Origin of the sequence: Rufibacter aurantiacus (genome assembly GCF_017916345.1) — a bacterium.
Lineage (GTDB): Bacteria > Bacteroidota > Bacteroidia > Cytophagales > Hymenobacteraceae > Nibribacter > Nibribacter roseolus.
Window position 1 is genome coordinate 312003 of sequence record NZ_JAFMSV010000001.1, and the last position, 24800, is coordinate 336802.

Below are 24800 nucleotides of genomic sequence, written 5' to 3' on the forward strand. Positions count from 1 at the left end.
AAAAGATAGCTTTTGCAGGTCTACCAGGAAAAAGGAGAAATCACTTGGCAGGGCTGCATTTAAAACATAGAAAGCTGCTTTCCTGTGCGGGGGGTGAAGGCAGTAAGATCATAAGGGGGCATAGATCGGCCCTGAAGATATTTGTGTTTGGAAACCTTGAAGAGCGCCTGAATGGTCTCGGCCCATCTCCCCTCCCCTGCCATCCGCCTCCCAAACTGGCTGTCGTTGAGGGTACCGCCGTGGCAGGCTTTGATCTGGTTCAGCACCTTATTGGCCCGGTCTGGGTAGGCTTTATGGATCCAGTCTTCAAAAGTTTCTCCCACTGCGCCGTTCAGCCGCACAATGGTGTAAGCCGCCGATAGGGCTCCCGCCGCTGCCGAGGCCTCCAGAATGGCGGGCACTTCATGGTCGTTCAACCCCGGGATAATGGGTGCTACCATCACGTTCACGGGTAGGCCCGCCTCAGATAATTGCCGTACCACCTGCAGGCGTTTGGCCCCGGTGGATGTGCGCGGCTCCAGTTTCAGGCGCAGCTCTTCGTCCAGGGTGGTGATAGAGATATTCACGTGCAACAGCTGGTGCCGGTGCAGTTCGGAGAGCAGGTCAAGGTCGCGCAAAACCAGGGCATTTTTGGTGATCAGGCTCACCGGGTGGCGGTACTGCAGCAACACTTCCAGCAAACGGCGGGTGATCTTCTTTTTGGCTTCAATGGGCTGGTAGCAGTCTGTATTACCGGCCAGCATAATGGGCTTTACCACCCACTTCGGGTGTTCCAACTGGGCCCGTAGCACCTCGGGGGCATTCTCTTTTACAATGATTTTCTGCTCGAAATCCACCCCGGCACCTAGCCCCCAATAGGCATGCGTGTTGCGGGCGTAGCAGTAGATACATCCGTGCTCGCAGCCCTGGTACGGGTTCATGGAGTAGCCCTGCCCCAGGTCTGGGGAGTTGATCTCGTTTACTATGGTTTTGGGGAATTCCTTGAAAAACTGGGTGGCGGCTTTCTGCTCCCAGGGCTCATCTATCCCTTCCAGATGCTCCACTACGTAGTCGTTTTTCAGGAACGGATTAGTGGGGTTATACTGGGCACCTCTTCCCTTCCTGAGGCCTTGGTCCTGAAAAGGCCGGCCCTCTTTTCTCCCTTTAGAAGCGTCATTTTCCATAGCTAAAATTATTAGCTTTTGACTTCATTCCCAAATAATACCATTATTTTTAGCTTCCAACTTTTTGGACCAGGACGTTTGTTTTGGCTTGGGAACTTCTACGGTAAATGCCTGCTCTCTTTTCGGGGCCCGGTCTGAGACATAATTCATTCAGGGTTTTTACCCTAGTAGCTCGTAGGGATAAATACGTATTTTTCTACAAATTCTGAGATTATTTTAATTAAGTCCAGACTAAATAAATTGCAATCACGTAGGAAGATTCATGTGAACAAAGTCAAACTTAACCTTTCACTTAGCTATGAAAATTAACGCATTGAATTGGGGTGCGGCTTGCGCTCTGGCAGCCATGATGGCTTTCTCGTCTTGCAGTGGCGGAAACAAAGAAGACCAGGCAAACGGCACCACTACAGACAACAGTACAGTGGACAGCAACACCATGGATGATGGTACCAGCACTACCACTGACATGAGCTCAGATACTATGGGCACTACCACCGGAACCACAACCGGGACCACTGGTACAACCGGTACCACAGGCACTACCGGGTCAACCGGCGGTACTACCGGAACCACTGGTACTACTGGTACAACTGCCGGAACCACTGGTACTACCGGAACTACAGGTACTACTGGTACAACAGGCACTACTGGTACAACCGGAACAACAGGCACTACTGCCGGTACTACTGGTACAACCGGAACAACAGGTACTACTGCCGGCACTACAGGCCGTTAATACCCCAGCCAGTCTCTGGCTTTAACGTATTGCCTGAAAAGCAAAAAAGCGCATGTGGTTCTTTAACCATCTGCGCTTTTTTCTTTTAAAGGCATCTTTCCTTACGGGCAATTCTTCACCTGCTCCCTGATTTCCCCAAAAGAAACCCGCCGGGCTGGTGATTTGAATTCTTTCTGCATGTAATTGATAATATTGGTTAGGTCTGCCTCAGACAACTTTGCATTACCCGGCATAGGCTGGTTGTATTGCCGACCATTGACCATGATAGGGCCTTTTATGCCTTTGCGCAGGAGACAGGCCAGAATATCGCGGTTCTTCTCTATATAGTCTGAGTTTACCAGCGGCGGGATGACTCCCCTGAGCCCCTCCCCGTTCTCCAGGTGGCAACTGGCACAGTTACGCCCGTAGAGCAACTCTCCTTCCTGGCCCCTTTCCGTAAAACAGCCTGAAAGCAAGACGCCCAGGAAAAGGAAAAACAGCAGGTACTTTGCACTGTAACCCATACCGCTACTTCTTTTCTGCGAGCAACACATCCATGTCCCGCATCAGTTTGTCTACGTCCTGGGCATTGGTGCCGTCATAGTGACCGCGCAGGCGACGTTGCTCGTCTACCAGCAGGAAAGCGCCGCTGTGCTCAAATCCGCCGGGCACAGTCTTGTCTACCATGGCGCTGGTGAAGTAGTATTTCTGAGCCATGTCCAGGATGGTGTCGCGGTCTCCGGTCAGGAAATGCCAGGTATTGCTTTTCACCCCCAATCTATCGGCGTAGTCACGGAGCACGGCCACGGTGTCATGGGTGGGGTCAATGGAGTGCGAGAGCAAGGTTACCCGCGGGTTGTCTTTGTACTTCTCATACACCCGCAGCAACTGGCTTTTCATCTTAGGACAGATAGACGGGCAAGAGGTGAAAAAGAAATCCGCCACGTAGATCTTGTTGGCTACCGTTTGCTGGGTCACCATCTGGCTGTCCTGGTCCAGGAACGCAAAATCAGGAATGGAATGGTATATGGTGTCTACGCTTGGTTTACCGTCTACCATGGTTACTTTGGGTTCACGCGGACCCAAAATGGGCAACTGCTTGTTTTCCGGGGCCGAGGTACAGGCCGTGGCCAGCACCACTCCCAACCCAAGCGCTAAAAGGGTATTTTTCATTTAGAAGTTCTGTAAAGGGAATTCAGGGAATCGGCGGTCCGGAGGCTTTGGGCAATGGCGCGGCGCACCTCTTCTATTTTAACTTTTTCCTGCTGCAGGTAAGACAGGGCCTCATCTGGCACTTTTCCTTCCGGCGACTTGTACCCATGCATCCACTGCATCATGCGCTCATCGGCGCGCACCAGATCAGAGATCCCGTTTGTGAGGCTTCGGCGGGCCAGCGTATCCTGCACCACCACCGAGTCTTTCAGGTAGGCAAGTTCCTTGCGGCGGGAATACAGGTCGCCCATTTTGGCCATGGCTGAGTCATGGAGCGCCAGCACCTCTGTTTGCAACACCTCTACTTTCTTTTCCGGCGAAGGCGCGCAGGACGCCAAAACCAAAGCCAGGAAAAACAGCGGAAGCCGTGAAGTCTTCATATAGGAATACATTTTCAGGTGCAAAGGTAGATGCTACACCCATAGAACGCACTGCTTTCCGGTAGATTATCAAGGATTCTGTTTTAGAACCATCCTGTTTCTGGCCCATTTATGAAAAAGTAGGGGCAATCCCTTGTGGTTGCCCTTGATGTTGGCGAGCAAAGTTTAGGTTGTTGGCGATAACACCAACAACAGCAGAAAATTGCAAGGGCAATCTCCGCTGGCGCGAGCCGCTGGCTCGTGTCCGCACGCATTCCTCAACATTGCCTTGCTGAAGAGGAAAAGGGGCTCTGCAATACGTGTGGACACTAGCTACAAACTCGCGCCAGCGCAGTTACATAATTCAACAAGGGCAACCACAAGGGATTGCCCCTACATGTTCAAAAAAATATCAGGTATCATGAGAGACAAAGCAGTGCCTGTCCTCTACAAAAAACAGGCACTTGGTTTTGGGCCTGTTTTCACTAAAAGAGCGCTGAAACAGAAAGCCCACAAATCACACTTGTATAAACAAAGAGCGGCTGCCTGGTGGGCAGCCGCTCTTTGTTCAGTGGTTTCTAATTACCAGCTGAAGTCTTCGCGGGAAGGGGGTTGCGTTCCCTGGCCTCTCACGTGGCCGCTGCTTGGGTCGTAGCGGCGGTCCTGGCCTTCTTCTGAGCGGTAGTCGCGGTCGTTACCCCAACTCAGGGAGCCGGCCATGTTGCCGTAGTTCTCGCTTCTGCCACCCTCGCCTTGTTGGTTGTGGTGTTCCCGGCGCGGTCTGTTGTAGTCAAAGTTAGCGCCGCCCTCGGCCTGGGTTCTGCGGTCAAAGCCGCTGCTCATTTGTCCCAGTTGCCGGCCGCGCTCATACTCGCCCCGGTTGTAGTGCGACTGTGAATCGTCATAGATCTCGTAGCGGCTGTCATCGCCTCGGCGGGAGATATCATTCGTCCCGATGTCTCTCACACCGCCTCTTGAGCCGGCCCGGTCTGAGGGTTCCCAGCCTCTGGTGTTGTCTGCGCCGCGGCTACCCGGACGGCCGGAGCCGTCGTACTGCTCGCGCTCACCCGGGGCAAAGCTGTTGTGGTCGCGGTAAGCGCCGTAAACCTGGCGGTTTACGTGGCGGTCTTCTTCGCGGCCGTGGCCACTGCTCCAGCGGGAACCGTCTCCTGAGTTCTGATTATGCGATCCGCCTCTGGAAGAGCCGAAGCCCTGGGCCCCGCCGTAGCTGCCCATGTTCCCGAAGTTGCGGGTAGAGTGCTCCAGACCGTTGTTGTCTTCGTGGGCGCCCATGTTATCAAAGCGCTCTCCACGGCGGTTGGGATTCCGGCCGTAGTCACGGGGAAGCTCGTGGTCTCTTTCACGGCGGCGGTCCTCGTTGGAGCCTTGGTACTGGCTGCTGCGGTAATCATTGCTGATATCGCGGTCATTGAAGTTGTTGCGGCGGTCCAGGCGATCGTAGTCCCGGTCGCGGTCGTTGTCTAAACGATAAGATCCGCGGTATTGGTCTTCATCGGAGCGCCGATTATCTGAATTGTGATGACCACGGTCATCTGGTCTATGGTTTCTGTTCATGGTGTTAGACTTTTGGTGTAACAAACAGCTTATGTAAACGGCAAGAAAGGCGATCCGGTTTTAGGCCCGTTTTCAGGAAAGGGGCTTAAAACCGGATCGCCTCCAGTTCCGCGCTATTTGGTGCGCAGGTTGTTCGCGTTGCTGCCGTCCAGCTCAGTGGTGTCTTCCTCGTCCTCGGCGGCCACGTTTCCCTCAGAGAAGCGGCCTTCGGGCTCATGGTCCAGGAAGTCTGCCTCAATGGCCTGCAGGCGGCTGCCGCCCAGGTCTGGCTTGGCGGTCTCATCATCCTCCGTCTTGCTTCCTTTTACCGGAACGGGGTTCTCATCTGGCAGGCGTTTGCTCTCGTCAGAATTGGTGATGTTGTCGTTTTGGATAGGCATAGGTTGGGTCTGTAAATGAAAGCAGCCACTGCGGCCACCTCTACTCTGTTTGTACGCTCCCAACTGAAAATGTTTGTTATCAAATCATGAAGAAGCCCGTTCTGAGGCTGTTTTACAGAAAACAACCCCAAAACGGGCTTCTATACCAATGGCTGACTTGCTTTAGTTTTCGCTGAAGGGCTCCATCTTGATCTTCTCAATCATAAGGTACTTCTTGAACTCGTGCAGCATGCGGGCCATCTCCTTGTCCTGCTCCTCCATCTGGTGCTTCTCAGCGTCGGCTGAGTGGATGGCGGTGCGGAGCTGCTCCAGGCTGACGGCCATGTGGTCACGGGCTTCCTGGGCGCGGGCGCGCAGCTCGTCCTCAGACTGGAGGGCGGCAATGTTTGCCTCCAGTTCCTGCAGGCAAACCTCCAGGAAGGGAATCATGTCCCAAGGGTTGTTGGGGCGATTCCAGGTGAACTCAATGTTGCAGCGGCGGCACTTGTAGCGGTTAGATTTCCAGCCCAGCTCATTGGTGGCCACACTGGTTTTCTTGAGCATATCTGCTTTGCTGCAGGTGGGGCACTGGGCGTGGTCCTCAATAATGCCTTTGAGGGTCTCATGCTTGTCCATCACCTGCTGCCTGAAATCGGCGTGACTGTAGATTTTTTCGGTGAGCCGTTCACAAGCGGCATTCAACTCCTGGTGCTCCTCGGTCAAGGTGCCTTCCGCAGCCAACCGCTCGCCCCGCTTTTTGAAGAAAGTGATGAGCTTGATGACTTCTCTCTCGTTTTCCGTGATATGCTGCTTCATGTGATGGATCCTGATGCTTATTTACCTATTTACCCAAAGATACAAAAAAGCAATCGTACCCACTTAGATTGACAGGTGGCAACTTCAGGCCGCAGGATTATAGCCTAAAAAAAACCGAAGCGTTTCTGGCTTAAAAATAAAAAAGACAGAAGAAGAAAAGCGAGTATTCTGGGGAGGGAGATCCTGAAAAGGATAAAAAAAGCCTCTCCTTCCGTAAGGAAGAAGAGGCTAAAAAAAGAAGGGGCAGGCGGTTCATATGTCATCAGCGTCTGTAGCATATCCCCCAATAAGCACCAGAACTTTTGACGCCCCTGCAATGCAGAAGTGCTCCGCCGCCCCTTTATATCTTTAATGTTGTGACCAACAAACTGTCTTTGTTGTTTTAACTGTGTCAAAGGTAATAGGTTTTTTCCGCCCTGCTACTGGAATTCGGTGAGCGGCCCGTTTTCCCGGTTAAACCTGCCTTTTTCAGGGTTGAAAGAATTTTTCAGTTTTTTTCTGACTCAGAATCCTTCAATTCACCTCTACTCCCCTTCCTTCTTCTTCCCTTTCTAGGAGTTAACGTGTCTAAATTAGGAAATAAAAGCACACCCTAAATTACCTCCTATGATTTTGTTAAAATAATTATATTACAATATTGAGTGCAAAAAATTTATCTTTGACGAAATTATTGAACTAAAGGTTTCAATAAATTTGTTAGACCCACATAAACCTGACTTACAACATGATTTTTTTAGACTAAATACTTTTTAGACCTAAGCACAGACAAAAACAAAAATTCCTCCTAAGTACAATTTATAAATACTATATATGAAACAACTATACATTCTTTTCCCCTTTCAATCCTCTGCTTTATACAGCAAGCCACAGCAGAAAAATAATTTTGGTTTCCCAGAGAAGAACCCTTCTCAGATAGTGATTGGGCAAACCTCACCCCAACTGGTGTAATTACTCCCTCCGCACAAAAACCATGACACTAGGCACTAGGTGCCCTGAGCCTGGTTTTGCATGCCCCATATTCTCCTAATAACCATTCTTATTCTTTTCTGGCACCATGGCGCCTTTAAAAAAGTTCTTTCAATCACTGGGCTTCCTGTTCCTGCTGAGCTTTGTCTCCTATGCCCAAAATTGCCCCGACAAGCCTGATGTCTCCCTTGCTGATGCCAACGAGGAGAACTTCACCCGATGTAGTTCGGTAGGCGGATCAGTTGAGTACAACCTGGTGGTCTCCAACATCTCCACCACTGCTTCCAAAAACAAGACCTACACCATTGAGTGGGGCGACGGTACCTCAAACACGTATCCGGCTTCTTTTACCAACGCGAGCCACGTCTACAAAACCCAGGGTAGCTTCAACCTAAAATTCACCATCACCCACCAGAATGGTTGCTCTGACAGCAGAATTTACTCGGTTTTCAACGGCAGCACGCCCGGTATTGGTATCCAAAGCCCCAACAACACTTCAGACTGCGCCCCGGCCGCTTTTACCTTCGGCATCACCGGTACCCAGGGCAACGCTCCCAATACTACCTACGCCATCTGGTTCGATGATGGCACTGACACCCTCCGCTACACCCAAGCCACCCTTCCCTCTACCATTACCCACGCTTTCACCAAATCTTCTGAGGGCAAACCCAAAGGCTTCACCATGTACGCCGTGGCCTATGGATGTATCCCTAAGCAGGCCGAGGTAAGCGGGATTATCATATCGGCCAAGCCGATCCCGGCCTTCAGCATGACCCCGGAGAGCCCCTTCTGCGCAAACCAGGTAGTGACCCTGAATGATCAAACCAAAGGAGGCTTTAACGGAAACAACGTAGGCGGCAACACGAGCGGCTACCGCCGGTTATGGACTATCCTGCCCAACGTAGGCTGGGAGTTCACCAACTCTACCAACGCTTCGTCTACCAACCCCTCTATCCGCTTCACCCAGAACGGAACCTACAGAATCTCTTTAGCGGTTACGCCATCAGGAACCAGCACCACCTGCCAAGGCGACTCCATTGTGAAAGTGGTGGAAGTACGTGATATTCCTTCTGCGGCCACCGCTTTACCGGCTACTATCTGCTATAACACTACCGCTACCCTTAAGGCACAGGGCGATGCTACCCTCTTCAGATGGTATGCCAGCGTCACAGCCACCACACCTCTGGCTTCCAGTGCCACCTTCACTACACCAATACTGAAGGCCACCACCACTTATTACGTAGAGGCTGCCCTGAACAGCAGCGGCTGCGCCAATCCAAGGCGCACTCCAGTTACGGTAACCGTAGTGCCTCTGCCAGCCCTTCCCACAGCCCCTGATGTGACTACCTGCTTCGGCAGCCCTGCTACCATAAAAGCGACGCCTACCACAGGAGCTAAAGTGTACTGGTATGCCACCGCAACCGGAGGCGACACCCTGGCAACCGGCAACACCTTCACTACGCCTGCCCTTAGCACAACCACCACCTATTACGCTGCCACTGTATCTGCGGAAGGATGCTTTTCATCGGCCAGAAAAGCCGTGAAGGTGACCGTTCAGCCCGTAGTCACGGACAACACGATTAGCGCCCTGCAAACCCTCTGCCTTGGAGAGTCTGCCGCCACCCTGACGGGCTCTGCCCCTAAAGGCGGCTCCGGCACTTATACTTTTGTCTGGGAAAGCAGAACCGAGAACACGACGTTTGCTAAAGCGGCCGGCACGAGCACCACCGCCACTTACAACCCAGGCGCTCTTACGCAGACTACCTGGTTCAGACGGGTAGCCACCTCCGGCAGCTGTACCAATATCTCTGAGCCCATCCAGATCAAGGTAGTACCCGCCATTATTAACAACACCTTTGCGGCAGCTCCGGAAATAGTTTGCTACGGTTCCACTACCACCTTAAACGGTTCTATTCCGGCTGGCGGAAACGGCGGCACCCCGGTATACCTTTGGGAAACCAGCACTACCAGCGCTACAGCAGGCTTCAAAGCTGCCGAAGGCGCTAATACCGGTCAGTCTTATGTTACCGGCGTGCTCACGGCCAACACTTGGTTCCGCCGGAAAGTGACCATTGACGGTTGTACCCAAGCTTCACCAGCGGTTTTGGTTACGATCAACACCTTCTCGTTCCCACCAACGGTAGCCAATGCCACCATCTGTAACGGCGGCACGGCCACCCTCACGGCAACCGCTCCTGGCGGGCCTTATGAGTGGTACACCAGTGCCACCGGAGGCACTCCGTTCTATACCGGCGACCAATACACCACCCCAGCCCTTACTTCTAACACTTCCTACTTCGTGCAAAGCCTGGCTACTGGCAACTGCTCAGAGGCGCGTACCGAAGTTAAAGTGACGGTATTGCCGGCAATCTCCAACAACACCATTGCCGGAGAACAGGTAGTCTGCCAGGGCAGCGTTCCTACGGCCCTGACCGGATCAAAACCATCGGGCGGAAACGATACCCCGGTGTATACCTGGGAAAGCAGTGTGAACGGTTCAAGCTTCGCCGCTGCCGCCGGCACCAACACAAACCAGAACTACACGCCAGGTGCCTTAAACCAACCAACCTGGTTCCGCCGCAAGGTAACCATGGGTCCATGTGTGGATTATTCACCTGCCATCAAAGTGGATGTGACGCCGGTACTCAACCCGGTTACCATGCCCGCAGACCTAACGGTGTGCGACAATTCCTCTTCGCCTATCATCCAGGCACCAGTTGCCACCGGCGGAAATGGCACTTACACCTATAAGTGGGAGAAAAGTATCACCAGCGCTACCGCCGGGTTCACCACCGCCACCGGTGCTTTTGAGGAAGCTTCCTACGCCCCGGGCATCCTGCGCGCCACTACCTGGTTCCGGAGAATCACTTACTCAGGAAGCTGCCAGATTGTGAGCTCAGCGGTGAAAGTGACGGTGCTGCCATTACCGGCTCTGCCGATTGCCAAAGACGTAGTAACCTGCCAGAACGCCACCGCTACCTTAACCGCGACCCCGGCTTCTTCCGGGCAGAAAATCCAGTGGTTTGATACGGCTACCGGCGGCAACCTGCTGGCTGGAGGCAACACCTTCACCACGCCGGTTCTCCAAGCCAATACTTCTTACTTTGCCCAGGCCCTTACAGCTAATGGTTGTATGGCTCCTACGCGGGTAGAAGTGAAGGTAACGGTAACCCCGCTCCCGGCCGCGCCTGAGGCGATTGCCACCACGGTATGCCACTCAGAGAAGGCCGTGATCAGCGTAAAGAATCCGGGTACCGACATCACCTATGAGTGGTTTGCGGCCTCTACCGGAGGTACGGCCCTGTTCAGAGCTCCATCCTATACCACGGCTTCGCTTACCCAGACCACTACTTACTATGTACAGGCTTTGGCAGGCGGATGCGCCGGCCCTAGAACAGCCGTAGTCGTGACAGTACAGGATCCAGTGGGCAACAATGTGCTTTCTGGCACGCAGGAAGTCTGCGCCGGCACCGGTACCACAACACTTACCGGTACCCAGCCAACCGGTGGCACCGGCACCTACACCTACCAGTGGCAAAGCAGCACCGACGGTATTTCATTCTACAACATCACCGGGGCAAGCCAAACGGAGAGCTATTCGCCGGGCACCATGCACCAGACCACATGGTACCGCAGGGTAGTGAAATCCGGTACCTGCGTGCCGCATGTAAGTTCTGCCATTAAAGTGACGGTGAGTGAGTCTATCATCAACAACTTTATCCAGGACAACCAGGTTATCTTCATCAGCACCGTTCCGGCGCCCTTTACCGGCACCTCGCCAACGGGCGGCACCGGTACTTACCGTTACCAGTGGGAAAGCAGCCTGGATGGAAAAACTTTCACGGCCATTTCAGGCGCTACGGGTAAAACCTACACCTCAGGCGCTCTAAGCCAGACTACCTGGTTCAGAAGAGTAGTTGAATCAGGCGGCTGCCAGGTGATCAGTAATGTGGTGAAAGTATCAGTGAACTCCGCCATTACGGAGAACACCATTTACGAGGACCAGAACATCTGTACGGGCACGGCACCTTTGACATTGTCTGGCACCGACCCGATTGGTGGCGACGGCACCTTCAGCTACCTGTGGGAAATGAGCACCAGCAGCGCCACCTCCGGGTTTGTGACTGCCTCCGGTAATGCAACCGGCAAAACCTATAACGCTCCGGCCCTTACCCAGACGACCTGGTTCCGGAGAAAAGTAACCTCGGGTGGGGTTACCTCCATCTCCGATGCCGTGAAAGTGACGGTCTTCTCAGCGGTAACCAGAAACACCATATCCACCGACCAAACGGTTTGTATCGGCTCGGCGCCTGCGCGCCTTACGGGGACCCTTCCAGCCGGAGGCAGCAACTCTTACGCTTACGTGTGGGAAAGCAGCACCAGCGGCCCTACTTCTGGTTTCGGGACGGCCTTTGGCAACAGTACGGAGCAGAATTACACCCCGGGTGCCCTGCAGCGCACCACCTGGTTCCGCCGGAAAGTAGTATCAGGCAGCTGCTCAGACAACTTGAGCAACGTGGTACAGGTAACCGTGACCGCGCCGCAGCCGCCAAGTGTAACAGAAGCATCTATCTGCGCCGGCACCACCGCCACTTTGACCGCGGTTCCTGCCGCCGGCTCAACGGTGATTGAGTGGTTTGACAAGCCGGAAGGCGGCCGACTGATGGGTTCAGGCCTGACTTTCACCACGCCTATTCTGAAGGAAACCACCACGTTCTACGTGCGGTCTGTAACCCAGAACTGCGCCAGCGTGCGGATACCGGTACAGGTGAACATCCCGGCTCCAACCGCCGATGCCGGACCTGACCAGAACATCGTGCTGGGGAACTATGCTACCCTGGAGGCGAAAGGCGGCTTAACTTACAGATGGTCACCAAGCACCGGGTTGAACAACTCGCAAATCGCGAATCCAGTGGCCAAGCCAACCGAGACGACTACCTACACCGTGACCGTCACCACGCAGGACGGCTGTACCTCTTCTGACCAGGTGACCATTACCGTGCTGAGACCCGTGGAAGTGCCCAACGGTTTCACGCCAAACGGCGACGGCATCAACGACAACTGGGAACTGCCTAACCTCAAGAGCTACCCAGATTGCCAGGTAGAAGTGTTCAACCGCTGGGGCAACAAGGTCTTTGAATCTAAGGGTTACCAGAAACCATGGGAAGGCCGCCTGAACGGACAGCCGCTGCCAGCCGCCACTTATTACTACATCATCCGCCTGGGCGGAAAACAAGCACCTATCACCGGAAACGTCACCATTATCAAGTAAGCCCACATGAAAAAGCTTGCCATCATAGTTCTATTCTTGGGTGTTCTGTCTCCGGCCATGGCGCAGCAGAAAGCCCAGTACAGCCAGTACCTGTTCAACAACTTCCTGCTCAACCCGGCCTTATCTGGGATTGAGAGCTACACCGATGTGCGCATGGGTACGCGCCGCCAGTGGGTGGGCGTGGACGGGGCCCCGGTTACCTATTACATAAGCGGGCACTCTTCTTTTGGAATGAGTGACCGGAACGCTCCAGTTGGCCCAGGTGCCGGCAGAGGGTTTATCCCCAAGCTGCCGTCCAAGAACCCACGCTCTACCAAGTACCACAAGTCACGGCCACACCACGGGTTTGGCGCGGTGGCGCAGGTAGACAAAACCGGTCCGCTGAGCACCACCAACCTGAACCTGACTTACGCCTACCATCACCCCATCACCCGGAAGGTGAACATGTCGGTTGGATTGGCGGGTGGCATGATCCAGACGCGCCTGAACGGGAACGAGCTGCACCTGATCAACCAGAACGACCCTAGCATCAGGCCTAGCTCCATGGGCCGGACCAACTTTGACCTGGGCCTGGGCACCTGGATTTATTCTGATTACTTCTACGTAGGCGCCTCGGCGGCCCAACTCCTGACCAACACGTTCTCGTCCCAGAACGAAGGCACCAACGATCCGGAGCAGAAACTGCAGCCGCACTTCTTCCTGACCGGTGGGTACCGCATCAGAATCAGGTATGACTTTTCGCTGGAGCCTTCAGTGATGCTGAAACTAGCCAGTCCTAGTCCGTTATCGGTGGATGTGAATTTCAAGGCAACGTATGCCAACCGTATTTGGGCCGGTATGTCTTACCGCCACGGCGATGCGGTGGCAGCTCTGGCAGGCATGAACGTGAACCATATCCTGGATGTGGGTTACTCCTATGACCTGACCACCTCGGGCCTGAACGCTGCCAGTGCCGGCAGCCACGAGCTGATAGTTGGGATAAAGCTCCGCAACAAAGCCCGGATGCTTTGCCCTGAGTGGCTCTGGTAGAGCAAGGAAATACCCTTATATAAGAAGCCCGCTTTACGCCTCTTTTCTTTAAAAGAGGCATAAAGCGGGCTTCTTCGTTTTACTGCCTTTTGCCCAAAACCGGACTTAAAACCAGCCGCTAAGGTTTTTTTAGAATCCAGAAAGTGGTCCCTCCTTGAAAGATTTCCATTTCTCATTCCTTCAAGGCTTCGGCTTTCAGACTATTCGTCACCTTAATCTGCACTTTCACATGGGTGCAATTATCTAGCTTCCTGTATTGGATTCAGGGACTATACTTTTCATACGTCAGTTTTATCCCGGAGGCTTTCTCCACCTGCCAATAATTGTACTTTAAAAACTTTATCGCTTAAATAATCTAATAAGCGGCTGTTTACGGCATTTCTGCTAAAACATGGTTTTCACTTCTCCGTAAAATCAACCAAAGACCAAAGTAAGACATTACTAAGATTATCCAACTCAAAACATACTCCACTTACCTTCTAATTTCACAACCCATGAAAAACTTTACTCTTTCCCTTTGCTTCGTATTTGCCCTGGCTTTTTCTGCCTCCGCGCAAGTGGCACCCCAGAACGAATCCGTTGAGAAGACGGCGGCCTCCATCAGCCGGTTAATGGTTCAGTCCATGGGGATGAATGAAGTGGAGTATATCCAGATCAGGAACTTAAACCAGGAACGTTTGGCTAAGGCCGCCGAGGCTTCCAGAAAATACGCCAGCGACGGTTCTAGCTTAGAGGCTTCTTTGCGCGAGATTGAAGAAGAATTTGAAAACAAGCTTTTCACCATCTTGAATAGCCGCCAGTTAGAGGCCTATGCCGCCTTCAAAGCCAAACCAGAAGCTAATTTCCTGTCCTTGGTTGAGCAGGTTTCTCCCAAGGCTAAGAAGTAAGACATCATATCCTCCTGAACAGGAAGAGGGCCCCCAAGTTGAGGGCCCTCTTCTTGTTTAGGGAAACTCACCAGCCAAGGCAAAACCCATTGAAGAAAAAGCTACCTTTATGCCCGCAATCCTCCAGATGGGCCTTTACTGATTTGCACCACCGGTTACTGATTGTCTTCCTGCCCGCTTTTACACGTATACAAGTAATTTGAAGAACCCAGGTCTTTGCCGCAAGCAGGAAAGGCCGTAACTCTTTTTGCCTATGGAATGGTTTAAAATATATAACCCCAAAGCCATGAATTCTTTCCAGTTCATTGCGGTGACGGGATTGGTGATGTCTGCGGTGGCGCATATTCTCATGCACCTGTGGGGCAAGGAAGTAGATTCCTTCAACTACCTGTACCTTTGCTGGGGAGCGCTCTTCGTGTTTGGGTCTATCCAGAACCTCCGGCACAAACCCGAGGACGATGATCACCACCATCACCACCACCATCATTAATGAGAGAATGACTGAAGGAGTGCATGAGAGAATTGGGTAGTTACTTTTAATTACCTATGAGAAGATCTGATGATGACTTCTTGGCATTACGGCTCACCTACTAAGCTATTTATTTCGTTAATAATCAGCACCGGGATTAATGCCCATTTTTACGAAAGGAAGGTCAAACCATGAGGTGGCCTTCCTTTTGCTTTAGAGTCCGTTTATGAAAAACAGGCTCTAAACAGGCCCGGCAGCAGGCATTTCTTGTGCATCTGCGGCAACCGGGCTAACTTACTCGTTTAAATTCCATTTAAGATGACCAGAGAAGAAGCCTCACAGATCTTACACCAATATACCAAAGGCGACAGCCTTCTACGCCACGCCCGCACCGTTGAGTTGGTGATGCGCGCCTATGCCCAGAAACTTGACCAAGACCCCGAACTATGGGGCAACACCGGTCTCCTCCACGATGCAGACTACGAAGCTTTCCCCGATCGTCACCCGCACGTAGTGGTGGATCTCCTGCGCGAGCGCGGCGAGGAAGAAATGGCCCATGCCATCTCGGGGCACTACAGCCACTGGGGCGTACCGCACAACAGCCTCCTGGACAAAGCCCTATTGGGTTGCGATGAGATCACCGGTTTTGTGGTGGCCTGCGCCCAGGTGCGCCCGCAGCGCCTCTCCGGGTTGGAAGCCAAATCGGTGCTGAAGAAACTGAAACAGGCCAGCTTTGCGGCATCGGTAGACCGCGGCGAGGTACGTTTGGGTGCCGAGCTGCTCCAGGTAGACTTAACCGCCCACATTGACTTCATTATCCAGGCCCTGCAACCCCATGCCGAGGAACTACAACTGACGCCGGTCTCCACCGAGGCTTCCTAACAGAAGACTCCTTTCCTTTTTATGACGTTTTTACAAGTAGCCGGCATTTCCAAGCAGGGCGAAAAAGAGGAGGTCCTCAAGGACATCAGCTTTAGCCAGCAGGAGTTCCAGAAGATTGCCATCGCCGGGGAAACGGGCTCAGGGAAAAGCACTTTGCTCAAGATCATCGCTGGCCTTATCCAGCCCGATGCCGGCACCGTCACGTTTGAGGGCGACCGCGTGAAAGGCCCCGCTGAGAAACTGGTGGCCGGTCACCCCGGCATCGCCTACCTTTCCCAGCAGTATGAGTTGCCCGAGTTTTTGCGTGTGGAGCAGGTGTTGCGCTATGCCAACTCGCTGCCGCAGGAAGACGCTGAGGAACTGTATGCCGTGTGCCACATCAATCACTTGCTCAGCCGCAGAACCGATCAACTCTCCGGCGGCGAGCGCCAGCGCATTGCCCTGGCCCGGCTGCTGCTCACCTCGCCCAAACTGCTCCTGCTGGATGAGCCTTTCTCCAACCTGGACACCACCCACAAAAACCTCCTGAAAACCATCATCCAGAACATCAGCGAGCAACTGGACATCACCTGCATTCTTATCTCACATGACCCGCTGGACAGCCTCTCCTGGGCCGATGAAATCCTGGTGATGCAAGCCGGCACAGTTTTGCAGAAAGGCACCCCGCAGGAGATTTACCAGAGACCCGCCAATGAGTACATCGCCGGCCTTTTTGGGAAATACAATTTATTAACAACCACTCAGGCCAAGGCCTTTCTTGAAGGTTCAGTTTTAGGCCTCAATGGAAAAAGCGTGCTAGTCCGGCCGGAGAGTTTTCAGATTGGAGCAGAAGGAAATGGTACAGTGAAGGGAAAAGTCAATTCCATTACGTTCTTCGGGAGCCACTATGAATTGCAGGTAACCTTACCCTCCGGCGAGGTTCTGGTCAGAACAGGACAAGGGAACTTTAACAAAGGCGACACCATCTTTCTTTCCCTCGCCCCAGATAAGGTGTGGAGTTTTCCTGCGTAACCGCTTAATCTATTGTTAACTGAACTGGAAGTAATAGGCAAGTATCTGCCTAAGGGTAATCTTTGCCACGCATTCCGTCCCCCTTTGAAGGGGGTAGGGGATGACAAGGCAGTATGAAGAACCAAGTTGCTTTACTAAAGGGCGAAGGCTTCAATGTAGCTCTTCAACCAAGGACAACCGCAAGGGATTGCCCCTACATTTTGGGAATGCGTGTGATCAGCACGAGCAATCATCCCGGGCCTTCAAAGGGGGACGATATGCTTAAAATAAAAGGAGCTTCGGGGCTGTTTTCTGAAAAACAGCCCCGAAGCTCCTTTTGCATGTTGAGGCACGCTTTGGGTGACTAGACTACAGCTACTCTGAATGGCTTGATGTCTACTTTCTCCCAAACTTTCTGAAGGAGATAAGGCTCCTGGTCCAGGTAGGCTTGCAGGGCAGCTTCGTTCTCAAACTCAACAACCAGGGTAGAACCGATCATCTTCTCTTCGGGGCTGAGCATGGCGCCCCCTAAAACAAAGTTTCCAGAGGCTTTCAGTTTCTTTACCATTTCCAAGTGATCCGGGCGGGTAGCCATTCGGCGGTCAAGGGCTTGGGCATCGGTGTAATCAAAGGCGGTGATAAGGTATTGTGGCACGAGAATTAGCGTTAGTTCTGGCTTTGAAGGTACAGAAAATACCCAAACCATGTTTCATGACGACGAAAATCCGTGTCAAACCTGGGCTAATCTAAATGCTCGCCTGCAGATTTATTGAGTTATCAGAAGCGAGCAGGAAAGCATTACTCTCAGATAGAAGTTGACTCTGGATTACCTATCCAGCTTGTCCCGATCAGCAAAAAAAGGCAATGAGAAAGAAAGCATCATATTCTATTGACTGTCCTGCTCGTTTCGGGGCTGTTTTGCAGAAAATGGCTCTTAAGCAGAGACATTTGGAGCAGATTTGTCTCCTGCTCGTTTAAACCAAAGGCTGGAAATTGTGTCAAAGGAACTCCGCCAAGCCAGTGAATAAGAAGTAGTGGAGAAGTGAAGTCGCTGGTGGAGGATTTTTCCTGTTGCTTTAATCCCCCTTTGCCCGTTCTGTCTGTATGGCCAACGTAAAACAGCTTCTTCTCCAAACCATTATTGGCTTGCTGGCTATGCTGGCCATCCTTGGCCCCTCTCCTATGAAGGCGGCACCTGCAAGGGCGTCCATTTGGCAAACCAATGGGGTTCCGGTTTCAGGGACGGTGGTGGATGCGGTGACCAAGGCGCCCGTGGATTTCGCTACGGTAGCGCTGCAGGAAAAAAGCGGTACAATCATCACCGGGGTACCCTGCGACCAGAACGGCAAATTTACCTTCCCCAAAGTGGCCCTTGGCGACTATAACCTGGTTATCAGTTTCATCGGGTACAGAACCAAAATACATCCTATTCAGGTCTCGGGCGGAACGGCGCCCATTCAATTAGGCCAGATTTTACTGGATACTGACAGCAAGGCCCTGGAGGAAGTGGTGGTGACCGGCGAGAAGAACCTCATCCAGGAAACCGATGATGGAATGGTCTACAACGCCGAGAACGACATCACCAACATCGGGGGCACCGCCGCCGATGTGCTTAAAAAGGTGCCTTCGCTGTCTATGGATATGGATGGCAACGTGGAGATGCGCGGCAGCAACAAAATCAAGATCCTGATCAACGGGAAACCCTCTACCATGCTCGCTGATAACCTGGCCGAGGCGCTGCAGCAGATTCCGGCGGATATGATCAAAAGCGTGGAGGTGATTACCAGCCCCTCTGCGAAGTATGATGCCGAGGGTACTGCCGGCGTGGTGAACATCATCACCAAGCAAAGCTCCATTGAGGGCATGACCGGCCAGGTGACCGCCACCGCCGGAAACCGCAGCAACAACCTGAACACCAACCTGAACGTGCGCAAAAAGAAACTGGGCGTGCGGGCCAGCGTGGGCGGCAACTTCAACGACCGCCTGGGTGATTCTGAGTCTGATCAGGTCTATTTCCGGGAGGAAAACCTCATCCAGACGCCTACCAAGCTCATCCGGCAGAGCAGCGCCTTTGAGAACAACGGCCGCTCGTTCTTCTCGCAGATGGGCGCCGACTATGACTTCAACGAGCACAATAATCTTAGCGCCAGCATCAGGGTGAACCGCTCCCGGAACCTGAGTGACCGCACGCTCTCCACGGCGCAATTCACGCCCTCGGGCGAAGAGCAGACAGAGAATTACCGCTTCCGGGACATTGACAACCTGAACCGCAACAACGGGGTGGAGACCAACCTGCACTACAAAAAGCGATTCAAAAAGAAGGACCAGGAACTGGATGTCATGGCCATCTTCAACAGCAACGCCAGCGACAGCGACTACAGCCTGACGGAGGAAAACCGCACCGCCCAAATTACCCGCCTGGAGCAGAGCGATAACCACAGCACCGGCCAGGAGTTCACATTCCAGGCCGATTACGCGCATCCGTTTGAGAAACTGGGTCGGCTGGAAGGCGGCATAAGGGCAGTACTCCGCAACTCGGGCAGTGACTATAATTTCCTTTTCTCCCGCGCGGCTGATGCACCTTTGACCGAGGACCCGGCCCGCTCCAACCTGTTCAGCTACGAGCAGGATGTTTACTCGTCCTACCTCTCTTATACCCTTCGGTGGAAGAACCTGTACACCCTGCGCGTAGGCGGCCGCTATGAATACACTTCGGTGACGGGAGAGTTCGCCACGAACAACGTGGAGACGAACCTGGACCGGCCTTTCCACAACTTCATGCCCAACCTGATGCTGATGCGGCGCTTCAGCAAAGACCAGCGCCTGCGCCTGAGCTACGCCACCCGCATCCAGCGGCCGGGCATGAACCAGTTGAACCCTTACCGCAACGAAAGCAACCAACTCAACATCCGGTACGGCAATCCCAACCTGGAAGCCGAGATCACCCATAACACCGAGCTGAACTACAGCTGGCTCCTGAAAACCACCAGCTTCAATGCCTCCATGTACTGGCGGCAGACAAACAATGACATCAACCAGTACCAGTTTCCCATTCGGGAAAACAACGACACCCTGAACACCACCTTCGCCAACCTGGGCAAGAACGCCACCTATGGTACCAGCCTTAACGCCACTACCCGTTTCAAAGAAAAGGGCCAGATTGGCGTGAACCTGAACCTGTTCTACAATGACCTCACCAGCTTTGTGGGCCGCAACCTGATCCAACGCTCGGGCTTTATGTACAACCTGGGCGGCAACGCCTCTTACCGCTTCGTGAACGACTTGAGTGTGCAAACGGCCGGTTCCTTCAACTCGCCCCGGCTTTCCCTGCAGAGCCGCAGCACCTACAATTACTCCTACAGCCTGGGCCTGCGTAAAGAGTTCTGGAAGCGGAAAGGTGGCGTGAGCCTTAACGTAGAGAACTTCCTGTTCAGCAACAACTCCATCCGGACTACGGTCACCAACACCAACTCCAGCAATTTCAACCTCAATAACAACTACAACCGCGTAGTGCGGGTGAGTTTTAACTACCGTTTTGGGAAAATGGAGTTTAAACGGGATAAGGCTTTGGAGAAGTTTACCGGAGGGGAAGGAAAGAAGAAAGGATAATTCAGGATTTTTCTTCTCTCATGTTGCTGGTTCAAGTCTAAGACTTGGACCTACTATGGCCTGCAGTTTGCAACTGCAGTGAGGCGCTAGCCTCAAACTCGGATTTCGCTTGCGTTGTGCGGAGAGTTAGCGACGGCGCTCTCCGCACTTCCCGGACAGCCAATCTCCTGATTGGCGAATTGGCAGAGGTTCCTGTGGGTAGTTGAGGTCGTTGGTGTTCTCACCAACGACCTCAACTACCCTTCAACTCACTAACCGCAGCTACCTCTCAATCCCTCCCTTACCAAGCCTCAGAACTGCAGTCGCGGCCTGCCCGCGTTTGTCACTTTTCTCCTTGATGAGAAAAGTAACCAAAAGAATCAAGAAGAAAAGAAACTCGCTGACGCTCAAACAGTCTTTTCTTCATTCTCTGTGACACCTCGCCAATGTCCTCTGTTGCATAGCTTACTTACGCTACTGCCAATTGCAGAGCCACTAATTGCGCTCGGCGGAGGTTGGGTTACGCACGCGCCCAACCTCCGCCTCCCTGCATGTGCCTGCCTTGGTTTTAGAGCCGCTGCAATGCCTGCATCGTCCTTCGGACGGGTGGAACGCTAGCGTGGTTGTCTTATAATAATTGATTGCAGAATGTAGAGACCAGGCACCGCCTTGTCTCCAGCGGGTTATCCGCACTAACCGGCAACTACCTGCAAGGACACCCACAAGAGGTGTCCCTACATGATCTAATTTTTCTCCCACCAATCTTATTCGCTATTGTTTGTGTTGTCACCCAGAACTAGAATTACGGTTTAGTTAATCACCCTCTTTAATTAGGCGTGGACACCACATCCTTCATACTTTGTGTATGAAAAAGGCTTGCACCACATCCTTCAGACGCTTCTATCTGGTTGTTTAAGGCAAATCCTCCATCGTTTTTAGGGACCAAATTAATTTAACCTTTGGGATACATGCTTCCTTTTCTGCTGCGTATATGTACTTTCGCGGACAGATAAATACGAGAGACTATGACCAACAACGATATCATGAAGAAACTGCGCGTGGCGCTTCAGCTCCGGGATGATGACATCATCGATATCCTGGGTCTGGTGGATTTTAAGGTGACTAAAAGCGAATTAGGCGCCATTTTTCGGAAAGAGGACCATCCTAACTACAAGCCGTGCGGCGACCAGCTACTGCGCAACTTCCTCAATGGATTGGTGATTCACATGCGCGGCACTCCCGAGGAAAAGAAACCAACGGCCACTCTGGCACCTACCCGCAAACCTATGTCTTACCCGCCGCGCAAAAAATAAGCACCGCATTCTTACTTGTCGTTTAGGACCTGTTTTTTAGTAAAGCAGGGCTTAAACGGCTTTTTATTTTTTACCGCTTGTTTGGGTTAAGCCACAACTGGCTGCACCTATGGACCGGGTATTTTCCTATCTTAAGTTAAAACTTAGCACTATGGAAAAAGTATCTGTGCCCGAAGGCTATCAAACCGTGATGCCATATCTCATTGTACCCAATGCCGCCCAGTTCATGGATTTTCTGCAAAAGGTTTTCCAGGCTGAGGAAAAATTCAGAACTGCGCGCGAAAACGGTAGCATTATGCACGCAGAGATGATCATTGGAGACAGCACCCTCATGCTAGCCGAAGCCACCGAGGAATGGTCGGCGCAGCCCGCAGGCCTCTACATCCATGTTGCGAACGCCGACGAAACTTACCGCACTGCCTTAGCCCAGGGAGCCACCTCCCTGATGGAACCTTCTGACCAACCCTATGGTCGCAGTGGAGGCGTCAAAGACCCCTTCGGGAATACCTGGTGGGTGACCTCGGCTTTGTAAAAAGCAGTAATTTTCCTTTCCAACTAATAAACGCTGCTGTTGACATTGTCAATAGTGGGTTTTGATGTGTAAACCCAAGCCAGAACATTGTCAATTGGCCTCAACTCTCGTTCTTAGAACATTCCCTCCTGCTCCACCTCCTTTCTGAAATTGGATGTTCCTTTTTACCTGATTTATTTATACCTTCCTGTAGAAGAACAATTTACCACTGCCAGACAAATGACAACTGGTGCCAATGCAGCGGATATGGGCTGTATGTCAGGCCTGTTTTCCTCAAATCTGCCCGGAAACGCACGGCTTCTTTAGCGCTTAAGGCAAGTACTGTTTCTGCTTTCTCATTCCCCACAACGGCGGCTATCACTTTCCCGCAGCCGTCGGTAATCTCTTAGACTCACCCAGAACACCCCGGTGGGGAGTATTGCATCGGCCACAAAACAGGCGGGATCTGCGCTGCTCCCGGATTACTGATTCTAAGTTTTCTCACCATCCTCAAAAACCAGAAACTTATGCAAACAGCTGAATCAACCATCACCGATGAGATCAAAACCCAATGTCGTGAATTTGAAAACGCCTTTGCCAGAGGAGACGCCGCCGGCATAGCCTCCCTCTATACCCAAAATGGCGTGATACTACCTTCGGGCAACGACATAGTACGGGGCAAAGAAGGCATCAGGCAGTTCTGGCAAGGTGCCATGGATGCGGGTATAAAAGCATGCCGTCTGGATACCTTTGATGTAGAACAAGTGGACAATACCGCCATAGAGATGGGATACTACACCCTATTGGGAGATGGCGGCCAAGCCCTTGATCGAGGCAAATACCTGGTGGTCTGGAAAAAAGAAGCGGGCGACTGGAAACTCCAGAAAGACATCTGGAACAGCAATCCGGCCTCTTAGCACCGGCGCAAACTTCACCATAATACTTCATGAAAGCCTTAGAATAGCAAGCCTTCCTGGAAACACCGGAGGCTGCTGTTTTAAGGCTTTCTTTCTGAAAAAAGGCCCAAAACCCAGAACGGCATTTCTGCCCAACTCTAGATGCTTCCCTGGTTCAGGCTCGGTTTACGGACTAACCCCACCAATGATGAACATTCATCTTTAATTGCATTCCTGCATCTGGAGAGGTATTCACCTGGAGGATGTTATCATAAAAAGGGCTAAAACCGTTCTTATGGTCTTGCGCTTTCAGAGCCCACCATAGTAATCAATTAACCATCGTTGTGTTTCCGGCTTGTTTTCCGGTAATTGGGGCTCAAACGTCTTTCTTCAATGTGGACCTGCCCCACCTGCACCCAGTCTTTCCTGCGCGCCAACCAGACCCACTCCTGCCTGGACAAAACCGAGGCAGATTTCCTGCGCGGTAAGTCTGCCGTGACCGTAGGGCTGTACCACCATTTCCTGGAGCAGTACCGCACCATCGGTGATTTTAAGATACACCCGGCCAAGACCATGATCTCGCTGGCCAGGAACACGCGCTTCTGTATGATTTACAAACTGGGTAGAAACTTTATAGACATTTACATTCCGCTTAACAAGGTTTATGCTGATACGCTGTGCTTCCATAAAATTGGACATATAGGCGAAAAGCTAATCAATCACTGGTTAAGACTTTATCAGCCAGAAGACATCAATGAAGAAGTGCTACACTACATGCGTCTGGCGTATGAACTGGACGCGAAAAAGGGAGAAGAAAACCAATAACAAAATTCCATAAACAGACCATGGCCACTCGCCCGCTTCTCCAATCTGGCACTGTCTTAGTTCTTACCGTTTGGGTGTTAGGCTTAACTATCCTAGGGGTCTATACCTTTGGCCTGGGCCGGCATCACACGTTTTTCCAAAACTCGCTTTGGTCTACCACGCTGCTGTCTATCGGGTTCTTTGCGTTTGTAACCACGGGACTGTACCGGGGTGTGAAACTCAGAAATACCATGGGCAGTCTAGCTGATAAACTCCCCTTCCGAGCTAAATTAGGCAAGGACCAAGGGAACAGCAGTTTTATAGAAGGAACAGACATCTTCACCTCCTTCCCTAACAGCGGTGGTTCTAACGCTTCAAGCAGTATTCCTTCTGACGCTTCAAGCAGCTGTGGAGGTTTTGAATTGGGAGACCTGGGCGAGGCAGAAGGCTGCGGGGCAATTCTGCTTGGCATATTGGCTTGGAGCGTGGCCGGCTTAGTGCTCGCTTTTGTGCTTTGGTTGTTTGGCGAAGTACTACTAGTGGCAGTGGGCATGTTCATGGCCATGTTGTACTGGATTTTCTACCGCGCCCTACGGTTGGTGTTTCGGCACAGCCCCCAGACCAGAGGCCAATTCTTTAAAAGCGTGCGGTACGGATTAGTGTATACCTTTTTGTACAACAGCTGGATCTACGGCATCTTTCTGCTGCTAGCATATTTACAGAGCTAGAACTTTAAACCTCTTTTTTCAAAAAAAGCCCCAAAACAAAATTTGCGATTTTGGCCAAAAGCTTTTTCCTTTACCGGAAATTCAGAATACAGAAATGACGCTTCACCAGCAATCTTTCTACCCTTACGCAGCCTATTCTACCTATTACCCAATAGTCGTAGCCTGGGATTGCTATTCTTGATTTGGAACAGATTTACCTAATCATACAAAAGCCCAGGTTCACGGACCTGGGCTTTTTTGTTTTTTACCCTGCCCGGTCCGGCCCT

22 protein-coding genes are annotated in these 24800 nt (G+C 52.2%); 13 read left to right on the plus strand and 9 right to left on the minus strand.

Translation table 11 applies throughout. The features are described 5' to 3' along the window. Positions 1-59: 59 nt before the first annotated feature. On the minus strand, positions 60-1163 hold the full coding sequence (locus J3P34_RS01215; protein WP_210486076.1) for a PA0069 family radical SAM protein: 1104 nt from the start codon (positions 1161-1163) through the stop codon (positions 60-62). A 298-nt stretch (positions 1164-1461) separates the two neighbouring features. Here J3P34_RS01215 and J3P34_RS01220 point away from each other — a divergent pair, with 298 nt between their 5' ends. Then, a complete protein-coding gene (locus tag J3P34_RS01220) occupies positions 1462-1899 on the plus strand; it encodes a hypothetical protein (protein ID WP_210486077.1) in 438 nt (145 codons plus the stop codon). A 101-nt stretch (positions 1900-2000) separates the two neighbouring features. Here the strand turns inward: J3P34_RS01220 and J3P34_RS01225 are convergent, their stop codons facing one another. The 7 genes from J3P34_RS01225 to J3P34_RS01255 form a co-directional block, all read right to left on the minus strand. Then, positions 2001-2402: a c-type cytochrome gene (locus J3P34_RS01225; RefSeq protein ID WP_210486078.1), complete on the minus strand. Its 402-nt coding sequence runs from the start codon at positions 2400-2402 to the stop codon at positions 2001-2003. Between the two features lie 4 nt (positions 2403-2406). After that, on the minus strand, positions 2407-3051 hold the full coding sequence (locus J3P34_RS01230; protein WP_210465895.1) for an SCO family protein: 645 nt from the start codon (positions 3049-3051) through the stop codon (positions 2407-2409). Beyond that, positions 3048-3470 (minus strand): hypothetical protein, encoded by a 423-nt coding sequence (locus tag J3P34_RS01235; RefSeq protein ID WP_210486079.1) that lies wholly within the window; start codon positions 3468-3470, stop codon positions 3048-3050. The genes J3P34_RS01230 and J3P34_RS01235 overlap by 4 nt, the downstream gene beginning before the upstream one ends. A 561-nt stretch (positions 3471-4031) precedes the next feature. Further along, positions 4032-5024 (minus strand): hypothetical protein, encoded by a 993-nt coding sequence (locus tag J3P34_RS01240; RefSeq protein ID WP_210486080.1) that lies wholly within the window; start codon positions 5022-5024, stop codon positions 4032-4034. A 113-nt stretch (positions 5025-5137) separates the two neighbouring features. Then, on the minus strand, positions 5138-5404 hold the full coding sequence (locus tag J3P34_RS01245; RefSeq protein WP_210465898.1) for a hypothetical protein: 267 nt from the start codon (positions 5402-5404) through the stop codon (positions 5138-5140). 162 nt (positions 5405-5566) lie between these two features. Then, the gene (locus J3P34_RS01250; protein WP_210486081.1) at positions 5567-6199 is read right to left on the minus strand and encodes a hypothetical protein; all 633 of its coding nucleotides are present in this window, start codon (positions 6197-6199) and stop codon (positions 5567-5569) included. A gap of 104 nt (positions 6200-6303) precedes the next feature. Continuing rightward, on the minus strand, positions 6304-6594 hold the full coding sequence (locus J3P34_RS01255) for a hypothetical protein (RefSeq protein WP_210486082.1): 291 nt from the start codon (positions 6592-6594) through the stop codon (positions 6304-6306). A 659-nt stretch (positions 6595-7253) separates the two neighbouring features. Here J3P34_RS01255 and J3P34_RS01260 point away from each other — a divergent pair. The 6 genes from J3P34_RS01260 to J3P34_RS01285 all read left to right on the plus strand — a co-directional run bounded on the left by J3P34_RS01260 (position 7254) and on the right by J3P34_RS01285 (position 16715). Continuing rightward, complete coding sequence (locus J3P34_RS01260) at positions 7254-12437, plus strand: T9SS type B sorting domain-containing protein (protein ID WP_210486083.1); 5184 nt, start codon at positions 7254-7256, stop codon at positions 12435-12437. A gap of 6 nt (positions 12438-12443) precedes the next feature. Continuing rightward, positions 12444-13466: a PorP/SprF family type IX secretion system membrane protein gene (locus tag J3P34_RS01265; RefSeq protein WP_210486084.1), complete on the plus strand. Its 1023-nt coding sequence runs from the start codon at positions 12444-12446 to the stop codon at positions 13464-13466. Positions 13467-13960: 494 nt separating this feature from the next. Then, positions 13961-14353, plus strand: coding sequence for a hypothetical protein (locus tag J3P34_RS01270; RefSeq protein WP_210465903.1), 393 nt, complete (start codon positions 13961-13963; stop codon positions 14351-14353). Between the two features lie 286 nt (positions 14354-14639). Further along, entirely contained in the window at positions 14640-14843 is a 204-nt protein-coding gene (locus J3P34_RS01275) for a hypothetical protein (protein WP_246850340.1), read from the plus strand. A gap of 297 nt (positions 14844-15140) precedes the next feature. Beyond that, complete coding sequence (locus tag J3P34_RS01280; RefSeq protein ID WP_210486085.1) at positions 15141-15704, plus strand: HD domain-containing protein; 564 nt, start codon at positions 15141-15143, stop codon at positions 15702-15704. 21 nt (positions 15705-15725) lie between these two features. Further along, positions 15726-16715, plus strand: coding sequence for an ABC transporter ATP-binding protein (locus J3P34_RS01285; protein WP_210486086.1), 990 nt, complete (start codon positions 15726-15728; stop codon positions 16713-16715). Positions 16716-17058: 343 nt separating this feature from the next. Here the strand turns inward: J3P34_RS01285 and J3P34_RS01290 are convergent, their stop codons facing one another. After that, positions 17059-17349, minus strand: a complete 291-nt coding sequence (locus J3P34_RS01290) for a YciI family protein (protein ID WP_317195399.1) — start codon at positions 17347-17349, stop codon at positions 17059-17061. A gap of 449 nt (positions 17350-17798) precedes the next feature. On the opposite strand from J3P34_RS01290, the gene J3P34_RS01295 reads away from it, so the two are divergent. From J3P34_RS01295 to J3P34_RS01320, 6 genes are all read left to right on the plus strand, one after another. Next, positions 17799-20303 carry a TonB-dependent receptor gene (locus J3P34_RS01295; RefSeq protein ID WP_210486087.1) on the plus strand — a complete coding sequence of 835 codons (2505 nt, stop codon included), beginning with the start codon at positions 17799-17801 and terminating at the stop codon, positions 20301-20303. A gap of 1004 nt (positions 20304-21307) precedes the next feature. Continuing rightward, positions 21308-21595: a DUF1456 family protein gene (locus tag J3P34_RS01300; protein WP_210486088.1), complete on the plus strand. Its 288-nt coding sequence runs from the start codon at positions 21308-21310 to the stop codon at positions 21593-21595. Between the two features lie 151 nt (positions 21596-21746). Continuing rightward, a complete protein-coding gene (locus J3P34_RS01305; protein ID WP_210486089.1) occupies positions 21747-22127 on the plus strand; it encodes a VOC family protein in 381 nt (126 codons plus the stop codon). A gap of 506 nt (positions 22128-22633) precedes the next feature. Then, on the plus strand, positions 22634-23023 hold the full coding sequence (locus tag J3P34_RS01310) for a YybH family protein (RefSeq protein WP_210486090.1): 390 nt from the start codon (positions 22634-22636) through the stop codon (positions 23021-23023). 372 nt (positions 23024-23395) lie between these two features. After that, the gene (locus J3P34_RS01315; protein ID WP_210486091.1) at positions 23396-23827 is read left to right on the plus strand and encodes a DUF5655 domain-containing protein; all 432 of its coding nucleotides are present in this window, start codon (positions 23396-23398) and stop codon (positions 23825-23827) included. 20 nt (positions 23828-23847) lie between these two features. Next, complete coding sequence (locus J3P34_RS01320; RefSeq protein ID WP_210486092.1) at positions 23848-24534, plus strand: hypothetical protein; 687 nt, start codon at positions 23848-23850, stop codon at positions 24532-24534. The last annotated feature ends 266 nt before the right edge of the window (positions 24535-24800 follow it).

What these genes read in the sequence shown, in the direction of transcription:
- J3P34_RS01240 (WP_210486080.1), bottom strand. Translation starts at nt 5,024, where the DNA reads ATGAACAGAAACCATAGACCAGATGACCGTGGTCATCACAATTCAGAT.
- J3P34_RS01235 (WP_210486079.1), bottom strand. Translation starts at nt 3,470, where the DNA reads ATGAAGACTTCACGGCTTCCGCTGTTTTTCCTGGCTTTGGTTTTGGCG.
- J3P34_RS01245 (WP_210465898.1), bottom strand. Translation starts at nt 5,404, where the DNA reads ATGCCTATCCAAAACGACAACATCACCAATTCTGACGAGAGCAAACGC.
- J3P34_RS01275 (WP_246850340.1), top strand. Translation starts at nt 14,640, where the DNA reads ATGAATTCTTTCCAGTTCATTGCGGTGACGGGATTGGTGATGTCTGCG.
- J3P34_RS01320 (WP_210486092.1), top strand. Translation starts at nt 23,848, where the DNA reads ATGGCCACTCGCCCGCTTCTCCAATCTGGCACTGTCTTAGTTCTTACC.
- J3P34_RS01215 (WP_210486076.1), bottom strand. Translation starts at nt 1,163, where the DNA reads ATGGAAAATGACGCTTCTAAAGGGAGAAAAGAGGGCCGGCCTTTTCAG.
- J3P34_RS01285 (WP_210486086.1), top strand. Translation starts at nt 15,726, where the DNA reads ATGACGTTTTTACAAGTAGCCGGCATTTCCAAGCAGGGCGAAAAAGAG.
- J3P34_RS01310 (WP_210486090.1), top strand. Translation starts at nt 22,634, where the DNA reads ATGCAAACAGCTGAATCAACCATCACCGATGAGATCAAAACCCAATGT.
- J3P34_RS01280 (WP_210486085.1), top strand. Translation starts at nt 15,141, where the DNA reads ATGACCAGAGAAGAAGCCTCACAGATCTTACACCAATATACCAAAGGC.
- J3P34_RS01295 (WP_210486087.1), top strand. Translation starts at nt 17,799, where the DNA reads ATGGCCAACGTAAAACAGCTTCTTCTCCAAACCATTATTGGCTTGCTG.
- J3P34_RS01315 (WP_210486091.1), top strand. Translation starts at nt 23,396, where the DNA reads ATGTGGACCTGCCCCACCTGCACCCAGTCTTTCCTGCGCGCCAACCAG.
- J3P34_RS01305 (WP_210486089.1), top strand. Translation starts at nt 21,747, where the DNA reads ATGGAAAAAGTATCTGTGCCCGAAGGCTATCAAACCGTGATGCCATAT.
- J3P34_RS01300 (WP_210486088.1), top strand. Translation starts at nt 21,308, where the DNA reads ATGACCAACAACGATATCATGAAGAAACTGCGCGTGGCGCTTCAGCTC.
- J3P34_RS01220 (WP_210486077.1), top strand. Translation starts at nt 1,462, where the DNA reads ATGAAAATTAACGCATTGAATTGGGGTGCGGCTTGCGCTCTGGCAGCC.
- J3P34_RS01265 (WP_210486084.1), top strand. Translation starts at nt 12,444, where the DNA reads ATGAAAAAGCTTGCCATCATAGTTCTATTCTTGGGTGTTCTGTCTCCG.
- J3P34_RS01270 (WP_210465903.1), top strand. Translation starts at nt 13,961, where the DNA reads ATGAAAAACTTTACTCTTTCCCTTTGCTTCGTATTTGCCCTGGCTTTT.
- J3P34_RS01230 (WP_210465895.1), bottom strand. Translation starts at nt 3,051, where the DNA reads ATGAAAAATACCCTTTTAGCGCTTGGGTTGGGAGTGGTGCTGGCCACG.
- J3P34_RS01250 (WP_210486081.1), bottom strand. Translation starts at nt 6,199, where the DNA reads ATGAAGCAGCATATCACGGAAAACGAGAGAGAAGTCATCAAGCTCATC.
- J3P34_RS01225 (WP_210486078.1), bottom strand. Translation starts at nt 2,402, where the DNA reads ATGGGTTACAGTGCAAAGTACCTGCTGTTTTTCCTTTTCCTGGGCGTC.
- J3P34_RS01260 (WP_210486083.1), top strand. Translation starts at nt 7,254, where the DNA reads ATGGCGCCTTTAAAAAAGTTCTTTCAATCACTGGGCTTCCTGTTCCTG.